Source organism: Sphingomonas sp. 2378 (assembly GCF_038084995.1).
Classification (GTDB): Bacteria; Pseudomonadota; Alphaproteobacteria; order Sphingomonadales; family Sphingomonadaceae; genus Sphingomonas.
Genome location: NZ_JAXCMJ010000010.1, coordinates 16471 through 28687, shown reverse-complemented (window position 1 = coordinate 28687; position 12217 = coordinate 16471). Strand labels below are relative to the sequence as shown.

Genomic DNA, 12217 nt, shown 5'->3' with positions numbered 1-12217 from the left:
CCTGTTGCCCGCGCGGGCCTATCGCAGGGCCATGACCAATCCCACCGAAGCCGCCATCTCGATCCAGGGCATCGCCAAGACCTATCAGGGCGGCAAGCGCGCGCTCGACGGGGTCAGCTTCGATGTGCCGCGCGGGCAGATATTCGGGCTGCTCGGGCCGAACGGCGCAGGGAAATCGACGCTGATCAACATCCTGGCGGGACTGGTCATGAAGACCGAAGGCTCGGCGTCGATCTGGGGCTTCGACATCGACCGGCATCCGCGCAATGCCAAGGCGTCGATCGGCATCGTCAATCAGGAGATATTGTTCGACCCCTTCTTCACGCCACTGGAGACGCTGGAGATTCAGGGCGGCCTGTACGGCGTGCCCAAGGCGCAGCGGCGGTCGATGGAATTGCTGCGCGCGGTGCATCTGGAGGACAAGGCCAATGCCTATTCGCGCACTTTGTCGGGGGGCATGAAGCGCCGCCTGATGGTGGCGAAGGCCATGGTCCATTCGCCGCCCGTGCTGGTGCTCGACGAACCGACCGCGGGCGTCGATATCGAACTGCGGCAACAGCTTTGGGCCTATGTCCGCCAGTTGAACGAACAGGGCGTGACGGTGGTGCTGACGACGCACTATCTCGAAGAGGCCGAGGAGCTGTGCGACCGGATCGCGATCATCAACCATGGTCGCCTGGTCGCCAACGAGCCGACCCGCGAACTGGTCGGCAAGGCGCAGGAAAAGGTCGTCGCGGTGACCGTCGACCGCGACGTGGGGGCGGTCCCCGACCATGCCAGTTTCGGCAGGATCGTGCTGAAGGGCGCGCGCACGCTGGAGATCACCTATGCCAAGGACAAGGTGAATGCCGGGCAGGTTCTGGCGGCGGTGCAAGCGGACGGGTTCGGGATCGTCGATGTCTCGACCAAGGAAGCCGATCTGGAGGACGTGTTCCTGTCGTTGACGCGGAGCGTGGGGGTTTGAGACTGAGGGATTGCCTTGGGCTTCGACTTCGCTCAGCCTGAACGGGGTTTGGGGAAAGAGATTTTGTTCGCGCGGAGGCGCGGAGGACGCGGAGGTGTTCCGCCAAGCGCGTTCGATAGTCCGTCACAACAGGCCGTCATCGGTGTGGGATGACGTTTCAGCGCGCCCGACACCTCCGCGTCCTCCGCGCCTCCGCGCGAACCTCAAAAAAGCCCCATCCTCCGTTCAGGCTGAGCCCTTCGGCTGGCTGGCAAGCCAGCCGCTCAGGATAAACTTTGACGCTATGCGTCAAAGCCGAAGCCCATGCCCCAGCGCTTACCGCTCCGCCGGAACCCGCTCCAGCACCCAATCCTGATTCACCACGATGATCGACCGCACCGGTCGCCCATCGGCATCGCGGGACGGGTCGTAACGGTATCGCTGCTCGATCAACCGGCAGGTCGTCTCGTCCAAAGCGGCATTGCCGCTGCTCTTCGTCACCACGCAACCGCTGACCCGGCCATCCACATTGACGAAATAGCGGACCTGCACCGTGCCGCTCGCGCCCGCATCGGCGGCGGCTTCGGGATAGTCCGAATCCTTGATCCGTCCCTTGATCCGGCGCGGCGGGGTTTCGTCGCCATAGCCGTCGCCGGCCCCCGATCCGCCGCTGCCCGTGCCGTTTCCGACACCTCCCGCCCCCGTGCCGGGGCCGGGCTTGTCGGACGCGCCCTGACTCGCATCCGCCCCCGTCCCCGCGACCGGCGCGACGATGACAGGCGCGATGGGGGGCAACACCACGACCGGCGGCGGAGCCACCACTTGGGTCGCCTGCGATCGGATATTGGGCGGGGCGGCGGCACCGCGCGGGCGATGGGTCGCCACCTTCTGGGGCTGGGACCGGGGCGGTGGCGGCGGGGCCGGGGGCACCACATCGAAACTGTCGAGCGCCTGCGACGGTGACGGCAGGCTCGGCGCAAAGCCCAACCCGATGACCAGCGCATAGCCCATGCCGCCCACGATCAACCCCGTGGGGATCGCCGCGCGCAAACGGTCGCGCCAATCGGGCCGGGCCAGCGTCATGGGACGAAGGTGGGAAGGCCCACCGCCTCCGGCAAGCCGTTACCCCCTGTCCACCGCCCCCCGTCCGTGCCACAGGGCGTCCATGTCCCCCGCCACCGCGCCCGAAGGAGCCCGCGCATGACCGATTCCGATATCCTGATCGTCGGGTCGGGCGCGGCCGGGCTGACCGCGGCGCTGAACCTGGCCGACCGGTTCAAGGTGACGGTGCTGGCCAAGGGCAAGATGAACGAGGGCTCGACCGCCTGGGCGCAGGGCGGGATCGCCGCCGTCCTCGAACCCGGCGACACGTTCGACAGCCATATCGAGGACACGATGGTCGCGGGCGCGGGGCTGAACGACCGCGCCACCGTCGAGTTCGTGGTCGAGAACGCCCCCGCCGCGATCGAGCGGCTGCAAAAGCTCGGCGTCCCCTTCGCGACCGAGGGCAATATGCTCCACCTGACGCGCGAGGGCGGGCATTCGCATCGGCGGATCGTCCATGTCGCGGATGCCACCGGCTGGGCGGTGCTCGACGCGCTGCTGAAGGCGGCGGACGCGCATCCCAATATCACCATGGTCCCCGACCAAGTCGCGATCGACCTGGCGACCAGCCGCCACGAGATGCGCTATTCGGGCGCGGGTCATGTCTGGGGCATCTATGCCGTCGACCGGCGGACGGGCCGCGTGGTGCTGCACAAGGCGCGCGCGACGATCCTGGCGACGGGCGGCGCGGGGAGAACCTATCAATTCTCCACCGCGCCCAAGGGGGCGACCGGCGACGGTATCGCCATGGCCTGGCGCGCAGGTGCCCGCGTGTCGAACATGGAATTCATGCAGTTCCACCCGACCTGCCTCTACAACACCCAGGTCAAGAATTTCCTGATCACCGAGGCGGTTCGCGGCGAAGGCGGCCACCTGAAAATCCCCGAGACGGGCCACCGCTTCATGCCCGATCTCGACCCCCGCGCCGAACTGGCCCCGCGCGACATCGTGGCGCGGGCGATCGACCATGAGATCAAGCGACTGGGCCTGGATTACGTCCATCTCGACATCAGCCACCAGCCGCCCGCCTTCATTCGCGAGCATTTCCCCAATATCCACGAAAAGCTGCTGAGCCTCGGCATCGACATGACGGTGCAGCCGATCCCGGTCGTGCCCGCCCAGCATTATACCTGTGGCGGCGTGATCGTGGACCGCGACGGGCGCACCGACCTGCCCGGCCTATACGCGGCGGGCGAAGTCACCCAGTCGGGACTGCACGGCGCGAACCGGCTGGCGTCCAACTCGCTGCTGGAATGCTTCGTCTATGGCGAGGCGTGCGCCAACCATATCGCCGCGCATTGGGACGAGCTGCCCCCGCCCCCCGACATTCGCCCCTGGGACGAAAGCCGCGTCACCGATTCGGACGAAGAGGTGGTCATCAAGCAGAACTGGACCGAAATCCGCCGCTTCATGTGGAATTATGTCGGCATCGTGCGCACCACCAAGCGGCTGGAACGCGCGCAGCACCGCATCCGCATGCTGACCGACGAGATCAACGACTATTATGGCCATTTCCGCGTGACGCCCGACCTGATCGAACTTCGCAACCTGCTCCAGACCGCCGAACTGATCGTCCGTTGCGCGCTGCATCGCAGGGAAAGCCGGGGGCTGCACTATACGCTCGACTATCCCGATACATTGCCCGAGGCGGTCGACACCGTCCTGATTCCATAAAGGGTTTCGCGCTTTATCGTGCGGTTGCGGCTTTTCGTCGCAAGCCATGTGCAGGGGGATTTCCCCCTTCCGGTCAACGCGTAAGGATATCCGGGTTCAGCGGGGTATGGCGGTGACGAAACCAGTATCGAACGGCGGGCCGCGTATCTGGCCGGTCGGTTTCCTTTTTCTGAGCCTCGCGGCCTGTGGTGCCGATACCCGGCCCGGCAGTACCGCCCGCGCGCCCAGCGTGCCCGACCCCGCGCCCGTCGTGTCGATGCCGCTTCCCCCGCCCCGCCCCAGCCGCGCCCCAGCCGCGCCCAGCGGGCTGGTCAACGCGATCGATCGTCTGTCCGCCGGTTTCTCGGGCAAGAAGGGCATCGCGGTCCGTGCGGTCGACGATGGCTGGACGGTCGAATCGGGCGGTCGCCAGCGCCTGCCCCAGCAATCCGTGTCCAAGCTGTGGGTCGCGATCACCCTGCTCGACTTGCGCGATCAGGGCCGTGCCCGGCTGGACGAGCCGATCGTCGTGCGGCGCGAGGATCTGACCGTCTTTCACCAGCCGATCGCGATGCTGGTCAAGGGCGACGGATACCACACCACGGTCGGCGAATTGCTGAACCGTGCGCTGACGATGAGCGACAATACGGCGAACGACCGGCTGCTGACCTATGTCGGCGGACCGCAGGCGGTGCGCACGATGATCGCCAACAAGCGGCTGGGCGATATCCGCTTCGGTCCCGGCGAGCGGCTGCTCCAGGCGAAGACGGCGGGGTTGACCTGGCAGCCCGCCTTCGCGATGGCGGGCGCGTTCCAGGCGGCGCGCAACCGGCTCGATCCCTCGGCGCGGACCGCCGCGCTCGACGCCTATGTCGGCGATCCGCCCGACGGTGCGGCACCGATCGCCATCGCCGATGCGCTCGCCCGGCTGGCGCGTGGAGAGCTGCTGTCGGAAACCTCGACCCGCATCCTGATCGACACGATGGAGGCCTCGCGCACCGGCCATGCCCGCCTGCGCGCCGCCGTGCCTTCGGGGTGGACGATCGCGCACAAGACCGGCACCGGCCAGGATCTGGGCCGCCGCAATGCGGGCTTCAACGATGTCGGCCTGCTGACCGCGCCGGACGGCCGCCGCTTCGCCATCGCGGTGATGATCGGCGACACGACCGAGGATATCCGCAAGCGGCAATTGCTGATCCAGAATGTCGCGGCGGCGGTGGCAGACGCGGCGGGGCCGCCAAGAGGACCGGTGGCGGTGGCGAACTGATCGGGACGCTTGAAGACGGAGGACTGCTCTCGCCCAGTTGCAGCCACGCGGCGCGAAGTCTACGCTGAGCGGGTGAATGCTCGTCAGCTTCCCTTTGATCTTGTCGGCTTGGCGATCCTGCCGCAGCTCTTGATTTGGCCGCTGCTCGGTATGGGTTCGGAGAAGCTGTACTACGGCACTTGTTTTGAACAGGCACTGCTATGGTGGCACGTCTTCGCGCCAATTCCGCTACTAGCAGCTTTGCTGTGCGCTGGTATCAGCGTTTGGAGCCGAAAGCGTCTAATGGCTCCATCCGTAATTCTACTAGTCATCGGAACCCTGCCTTGGGCAATCAGGCTCGCGCTTGGGTACTGAAAATGGCGTATCACGTCCGCTTACCACCCATGCGCGCCATCGGTATGTATAAGCCCCAACGTGGCCCATCCGCCACAAACCCGAAAAACCGCTACCATCAGGGGCTGTTTACCCTCCCCCGCATCCGCTAAACCGCGCGGATCATGCCCCATCTCTATCTCGTCGACGGCTCCGGCTATATCTTCCGCGCCTATCACCGCCTGCCGCCGCTGACCAACAAGCATGGCGAGCCGGTGGGGGCGGTGTACGGCTATACCACCATGCTGTGGAAGCTGGTGGACGAGATCAACGCCGCCGATGGGCCGACCCATATGGCGGTGGTCCTCGACAAGTCGTCCAAGACCTTCCGCAACGACATGTACGACCAGTATAAGGCGCACCGGCCCCCGCCCCCGCCCGATCTGGTGCCGCAATTCCCGATGATCCGCGACGCCACCCGCGCCTTCTCGCTGCCCTGCATCGAGGAAGCGGGGCTGGAGGCCGACGACCTGATCGCCTGCTATGCCCGCGCCGCGATGGCGCAAGGCTGGCAGGTCACGATCGTCTCGGGCGACAAGGATTTGATGCAGCTGGTCGAGGATGGCAGCCTCGACATGCTCGACACGATGAACAACCGCCGTCTGGGCGAGGCCTATGTCCAGGAGAAGTTCGGCGTCGGGCCGAAGCAGTTGGGCGATGTGCTCGCGCTGATGGGCGACAGCGTCGATAACGTGCCGGGCGTGCCGGGTGTGGGGCCGAAGACCGCCTCCAAGCTGATCGCCGAGCATGGCGACCTCGAATCGGTCCTCGCCGCCGCGCCCGAGATGAAGAAGGGCAAGCTTCGCGACAATTTGATCGAACATGCCGAGAATGCCCGGCTGTCGAAGCGGCTGGTCACGCTGGAGTGCAACGCCCCGCTGCCCCAGCCGCTGGAGGAACTGGCGCTCCATGCCAGCATCCCCGACGCCCCCTTGCGCGCCTTTCTGGAGCATCACGGCTTCCGCTCGCTGATCGCCAAGATGGGGCAGATCACCGAGGACGCCGCGCCCACGCCCGTCGGCGACACCGCGCCCGCCGCGCCGATGGACGATGACGCGCCGTGCAACCTCGACGGCTATACCACGGTGCAGGACCTCGACACGCTCGACCAGTGGGTCGCCGAGGCGCGCCACCAGGGCTTCGTCGCGATCGACACCGAAACCAGCTCGACCGACGCGACCCAGGCCGCACTGGTCGGGGTCAGCCTGTGCCTCGCGCCCAACAAGGCGTGCTACATTCCGTTAGGGCATGGCGGCACCGACCTGTTGTCCGAAGTGCCGGTGCAGATTCCGGTCGCGGCGGCGCTGGAGCGGATCAAGGCGCTGTGCGAGGATCCGTCGGTCCTCAAGATCGGCCAGAACCTCAAGTTCGACATGATCGTGCTGGGCGAGCGGGGCATCGCCATCGCGCCGCATGACGACACGATCGTGATGAGCTTCGACCTCGATGCGGGCCTGCACGGCCATGGCATGGACGAACTGGCCGCGACGCATCTGTCGCACACCTGCCTCGCCTTCAAGGAGGTGGTCGGCACCGGCAAGAAGCAGTTGGGCTTCCACGAAGTCGATCTCAAACTCGCCACCCGCTACGCCGCCGAGGATGCCGACGTCACGCTGCGCCTGTGGAAGCGGTTCAAGGCGCGGCTGCCGATGGAGCAGGCGACGCGCGTGTACGAGATGGTCGACCGCCCGCTGGTGCCGGTCATCGCAGGCATGGAGCGGCGCGGGATCAAGGTCGACGCCACGCGGCTGTCGCAACTCTCGACCGAGTTCGCCGGGCAGATCGCCGGGCTGGAGGGCGAAATCCATGCGATGGCGGGCACCCCCTTCACCATCGGCAGCCCCAAGCAATTGGGTGAAATCCTGTTCGACCGGCTGGGCCTGAAGGGCGGGCGCAAGGGCAAGTCGGGCGTCTATTCCACCGACGTGACCGAACTCGAACGCCTGGCCCGCGACGGTGGCGAGGCGGCGGAGATCGTGCGCAAGATCCTGGAATGGCGTCAGCTTTCCAAGCTGAAGAGCACCTATACCGACGCGCTCCAGGCGCAGATCAATCCGAAGACGGGGCGCGTCCATACCAGCTACAGCCTGACCGGCGCGCAGACGGGCCGCCTGTCCTCGACCGAGCCGAACCTCCAGAACATCCCGATCCGCACCGAGGTCGGGCGGCAGTTGCGCGAGGCATTCATCGCAGAGGACGGCCATGTCCTGATCGCCGCCGACTATTCGCAGATCGAATTGCGGCTGGCCGCGCACATGGCCGACGTACCCGCACTGCGGGAGGCGTTCGCCAATGGCGACGACATCCACAGCCTGACCGCCAAGGAACTGTTCGGCGAGGTCAATCGCGACACGCGCGGGCGCGCCAAGACGATCAACTTCGCCATCCTCTACGGCATTTCGCGCTGGGGGCTTGCCGGAAGGCTCGACGTGTCGGCGGACGAGGCGCAAGCCATGATCGACCGCTATTTCGAGCGTTTCCCCGGCATCAACCGCTATATCGCCGAAACGCTGTCGAGCGTGCGTGAGAAGGGCTTCACCGAGACCCTGTTCGGCCGCAAGACGCATTTCCCGCGCATCGCCTCGCGCAACCAGGGCGAGCGGCAGGGGGCGGAACGCGCCGCGATCAACGCGCCGATCCAGGGGACCAGCGCCGATATCATCAAGCGCGCCATGGTCCGCATGGAACCCGCGCTGGCCGCCGCTGGCCTGGGCCATGTGCGGATGCTGCTCCAGGTCCATGACGAACTGGTGTTCGAGGCGCCCGAGGCGGATGCCGAGGCGGCGGGCGCGGTGATCCGCGAAGTGATGGCGGGCGCGGCCGAACCGGCGGTGTCGCTGTCGGTGCCGCTGGGTGTCGAGATCGGGTTCGGCAAAAGCTGGGGCGTGGCGCATTGATCGCCACGCGTCGCCCCGATCCCTACGCCATTCCTCTCCAATCTCGGCTTGGGGAGGGGGACCATGGCGATAGCCATGGTGGAGGGGCGCGCCGGTCCGATACGGCACCGATCCTCACCGCCGGTGACATCCCTCCGTCAGACCTCCTGCCTGCCGCCTCGCCTTCCACGGGATCGTTGCAGAACCCGTCGCACCATCCCGGCGAAGGCCGGGATCCATTTGGGATGGCATGGGTAAGTTGCTTCCATCGCTTCCCAACTGGACCCCGGCCTTCGCCGGGGTGGTGGACAGGGGGAGCCGAAAGGCGATTTTTGCAGCGATCCCCTTTCAGCAAACCTCTGCGAAAGTCGGGACGTCGCCCAACACCATCCACCACCCCGGCGGTGGCCGGGGTGGTGCTGGGTCGAGTTTCACAGGGGAATCCTTTCGGGGGAGGGCGTCATGACGGCCGCCCATCCCTGGGACTCCGCGTCCTCTGATGCCGCAAACCCAGGACATCGATGCGCTCGCCAAGGGGGGGCGGACCAATATCGCGGGCTTCGTCCTGCGGCTGGCGGCGCGCATCCCGTTCCTGTTCATCGCGGGACGCATCTATGGTCCCGATCTGGTCGGACGCTTCGCCATCGCGGTGGTGGTGGTCGAACTGGCGGCGCTGATCGCGACGCTGGGCATGAAGCGCGGGCTGGCGCAGGCCTTGTCCTCGACCGAGCGGCCACATGTCCATGTCGTATGGGACGCGATGGCGCTGGCCTTGCTCGCCTCGGTCGCGGCCAGCACATTGCTATGGTCGTTCCCCGAGCTTCTCTATCCCAACAGCGCGATCACCGGGCTGGACCGATGGCTGCCCTGTATCATCGTCGCCGTTGCCTGGTCGGACGTCAGCCTGGCCGCGCTCGCCTATCGCCACAACGTCAAGGCGACCGTCACCGCGCGCGCGGTGATCGAGCCCTGGACCATCTCGATCGCGGCCTGGGTCTTTTCCTTCTTCACCATCCGCGACGGGCTGGTCCTGTCCTATGTCGCGTCGATGACGGCGGCCTTGATCGCCAGCCTGGTGCCGTTCCTGCGCAGCTATGGCCTGCCCTATGGCTGGAGTCCGCGCCTGGCCCGCGTGTTCGCCCTCGCCCGCGCCAATGCGCCGCTGGCCGGGGCCGATGCGCTGGAATGGGGCACGCGCAATGTCGATCGCTTCATCCTGGGCGTGATGTTCGAGCCGCGCATCGTCGGCATCTACTACATGGCGCAGCAGGTCGCCTCGTTGCCACAGAAGCTGAAGACCAGCTTCGACCCGATCCTGGGCCCCGTCATCACCCAGAGCCTGGCAAGCGGCGACATGGGCGCGATCGCGCGACAGGTGCGACAGGTCGCCTTCTGGATCATGGCGGCGCAAGGGTGCCTGGCGCTGATGGGGTCGATCCCCGGCGAAGGCGTGATGGGCGTGGTCGGCCCGCAATTCGTGTCGGGCACCGCCGCGCTCGCCTTCCTGCTGTTCGCCGAGGTGCTGGCGTCGACGGGCGCGGTGTGCGAGTCGGCGCTGGTCTATACCGCGCGGCACCGCAACCTGATGATCTCGATCGCGATGCTGGGGGTTCAGATCGGTCTCAGCTTCGCGCTGATCCTGGGGATGCGGTCGCTGGGCTGGCCCGAGACATGGGCGGCGGCGGGTCCGGCTCTGGCGCTGGCGCTGAGCGTGACGATGACCTCGATCATCAAGGCACGGGTGCTGTCGGGAATATTGAAGGCGCCCGTCTCGCCCTTCCGCTGGCCGCTGGTCTGGGCGGCGGTGGCGGCGGCCATCGTGGGGGGCATCTTCACCCTGTTGCCCAAGCGGCTGGAATGGGCCGAATTGCTGTTCGGCGAGCCCGCCATCGCGGCGACCTATCTGCTGATCCTGTGGCGCTGGGCCTTCGGTCCGGCGGACCGCGCGCTGTTCGGGAAAGTGCCGACGGCGGAAGAGGCGACGCTGCCCAACGCGGGCGGGATCACGCGGTAACATATTCCTCCCCGGCACGGGGAGGGGGACCACCCGAAGGGTGGTGGAGGGGGATTGCGGCTAGGTACGTCCTACGCCGAAGCCCCCCTCCGTCAGCGCTACGCGCTGCCACCTCCCCGGACCGGGGAGGATCGGCTTAGTGCCGGAAGTGACGCATCCCGGTGAACACCATTGCCAGCCCGGCCTCATCCGCCGCCGCGATGACTTCGTCGTCGCGGATCGAGCCGCCCGGCTGGATCACCGCCGTAGCCCCCGCCTCGACCGCCGCGAGCAGGCCGTCGGCAAAGGGGAAGAAGGCGTCCGACGCGACCGCCGAACCGATGGTGCGCGGTTCCGCCCAGCCCGCCTTTTCGGCGGCGTCTTTGGCCTTCCACGCCGCGATCCGCGCCGATTCCAGGCGGTTCATCTGGCCCGCGCCCACGCCCGCGGTCGATCCGCCCTTGGCATAGACGATGGCGTTCGACTTCACATGCTTGGCGACCGTCCAGGCGAAGCGGCAATCGGCGAGTTCCTGCGTCGTGGGCGCGCGCTTGGTCACGACCTTCAGCATGTCGTCGGTCAGGCGGCCATTGTCGCGGCTCTGGACCAGCAGGCCGCCCGCGATCGACTTCATCATCAGGCCGGGGCGCGCCGGGTTGGGCAGTTCGCCCGACAGCAGCAGGCGAAGGTTCTTCTTCTTGGCAAAGATCGCGCGGGCTTCGGCGCTCGCGTCCGGTGCCACCACGACCTCGGTGAAGATGCCCGAGATCGCCTCGGCCGTCTCGGCGTCGAGCGGACGGTTGCAGGCGATGATGCCGCCGAACGCCGACACCGTGTCGCAGGCGAAGGCCGCCTGATAGGCCTCGAGCAGCGTCTCGCCGCTCGCCACGCCGCAGGGGTTGGCGTGCTTGACGATCACCACGGTCGGCGGGCCGTCGAGGAACTCGCTAACCAGTTCCAGCGCGGCATCGGCGTCGTTCAGATTGTTGTAGCTCAGCGCCTTGCCCTGCAACTGCTCGGCCTGGGCAATGCCCTGGCCACCCTTTTGCGGCAGATAGAGCGCGGCGACCTGATGCGGGTTCTCGCCGTAACGCAGTGTTTCCGGGTGCCTGGTGAAGGCGAGCGGCAGGGTGGCCGGGAACGCCTCGCCCTGGTCGGCAAAGGCGAACCACTGGGCGATCGCCGAGTCGTAAGCGGCGGTGGCGGCGAAGGCCTTGGCGGCAAGGCGCTGGCGGGTCTTCAGCGTCGAGGCGCCATCATGCGCTGCCAGTTCGGCCAGGAACTCGGCATAGTCGGCCGGGTCGGTCAGGATCGACACATAGCCATGGTTCTTGGCCGCCGAACGGACCATCGACGGGCCGCCGATATCGATATTCTCGATGATCTCGGGGCGTTCGGCGCCCTTCGCGACGGTCTGCTGGAAGGGGTAGAGGTTCACGACCACCAGATCGATCGCGCCGATGCCATGCTCGGTCATCGCGGCGGCGTGCGCGGGGTCGTCGCGCACCGCGAGCAGGCCGCCATGCACCATCGGGTGCAGCGTCTTGACCCGGCCGTCCATCATCTCGGGGAAATTGGTGACCTCCGAAATGTCGCGCACCGGCAGGCCGGCATCGCGGATCGCCTTGGCGGTGCCGCCGGTCGAGACCAGATCGACGCCCCGCTCCGCCAGTGCACGGGCCAGGTCGATGACGCCGGTCTTGTCGGACACCGACAGAAGCGCGCGGCGGACGGGCACCTGATCGACGGAAGGAGCGGAGGGAAGCGAAACGGCCATCGGGCAGCGAGTCCTACATGCTGGGGGAGTTTGCCGACCCGATAGACGCCGATTCGCCGAAGCGCAAAATGTGATTCGGCATGTGGGTCTTTCCTCCCCTGCCACTGGGGATCAGCGAAGCTGGTGGAGGGGCGTCGCGCTACCCGAGAGGGCGACACCCCTCCGTCAGGGCCGCGCCCTGCCACCTCCCCTTGCAGGGGAGGAATCAGGATGGTTCGCGCGGAGGCGCGGA

The 12217-nt window shown here is 67.0% G+C and carries 7 protein-coding genes; 5 read left to right on the top strand and 2 right to left on the bottom strand.

Annotated elements, in window-relative coordinates; all coding sequences use genetic code 11:
* Positions 1-31 precede the first annotated feature (31 nt).
* A complete protein-coding gene (locus SM191_RS07310; RefSeq protein ID WP_341505606.1) occupies positions 32-964 on the top strand; it encodes an ABC transporter ATP-binding protein in 933 nt (310 codons plus the stop codon).
* Positions 965-1279: 315 nt separating this feature from the next.
* On the opposite strand, the gene SM191_RS07305 is transcribed toward SM191_RS07310, so the two are convergent.
* Positions 1280-2026: an energy transducer TonB gene (locus SM191_RS07305; protein WP_341505605.1), complete on the bottom strand. Its 747-nt coding sequence runs from the start codon at positions 2024-2026 to the stop codon at positions 1280-1282.
* Between the two features lie 117 nt (positions 2027-2143).
* Between SM191_RS07305 and nadB the strand changes: the two genes are divergently transcribed.
* From nadB to SM191_RS07285, 4 genes are all read left to right on the top strand, one after another.
* Positions 2144-3721 (top strand): L-aspartate oxidase, encoded by a 1578-nt coding sequence (gene nadB, locus SM191_RS07300; RefSeq protein WP_341505604.1) that lies wholly within the window; start codon positions 2144-2146, stop codon positions 3719-3721.
* A 106-nt stretch (positions 3722-3827) separates the two neighbouring features.
* Positions 3828-4967 (top strand): serine hydrolase, encoded by a 1140-nt coding sequence (locus SM191_RS07295; protein ID WP_341505603.1) that lies wholly within the window; start codon positions 3828-3830, stop codon positions 4965-4967.
* A 497-nt stretch (positions 4968-5464) separates the two neighbouring features.
* The gene (gene polA / locus SM191_RS07290) at positions 5465-8236 is read left to right on the top strand and encodes a DNA polymerase I (protein WP_341505602.1); all 2772 of its coding nucleotides are present in this window, start codon (positions 5465-5467) and stop codon (positions 8234-8236) included.
* A 478-nt stretch (positions 8237-8714) separates the two neighbouring features.
* On the top strand, positions 8715-10229 hold the full coding sequence (locus SM191_RS07285; protein WP_341505601.1) for a lipopolysaccharide biosynthesis protein: 1515 nt from the start codon (positions 8715-8717) through the stop codon (positions 10227-10229).
* A gap of 136 nt (positions 10230-10365) precedes the next feature.
* Here the strand turns inward: SM191_RS07285 and purH are convergent, their stop codons facing one another.
* The gene (gene purH, locus SM191_RS07280) at positions 10366-11985 is read right to left on the bottom strand and encodes a bifunctional phosphoribosylaminoimidazolecarboxamide formyltransferase/IMP cyclohydrolase (RefSeq protein ID WP_341505600.1); all 1620 of its coding nucleotides are present in this window, start codon (positions 11983-11985) and stop codon (positions 10366-10368) included.
* Positions 11986-12217: the final 232 nt, after the last annotated feature.

Excerpts from the sequence above, each read along its gene's own strand:
- SM191_RS07310 (WP_341505606.1), top strand. The coding sequence starts at position 32 with ATGACCAATCCCACCGAAGCCGCCATCTCGATCCAGGGCATCGCCAAG.
- SM191_RS07305 (WP_341505605.1), bottom strand. The coding sequence starts at position 2,026 with ATGACGCTGGCCCGGCCCGATTGGCGCGACCGTTTGCGCGCGGCGATC.
- nadB (WP_341505604.1), top strand. The coding sequence starts at position 2,144 with ATGACCGATTCCGATATCCTGATCGTCGGGTCGGGCGCGGCCGGGCTG.
- SM191_RS07295 (WP_341505603.1), top strand. The coding sequence starts at position 3,828 with ATGGCGGTGACGAAACCAGTATCGAACGGCGGGCCGCGTATCTGGCCG.
- polA (WP_341505602.1), top strand. The coding sequence starts at position 5,465 with ATGCCCCATCTCTATCTCGTCGACGGCTCCGGCTATATCTTCCGCGCC.
- SM191_RS07285 (WP_341505601.1), top strand. The coding sequence starts at position 8,715 with ATGCCGCAAACCCAGGACATCGATGCGCTCGCCAAGGGGGGGCGGACC.
- purH (WP_341505600.1), bottom strand. The coding sequence starts at position 11,985 with ATGGCCGTTTCGCTTCCCTCCGCTCCTTCCGTCGATCAGGTGCCCGTC.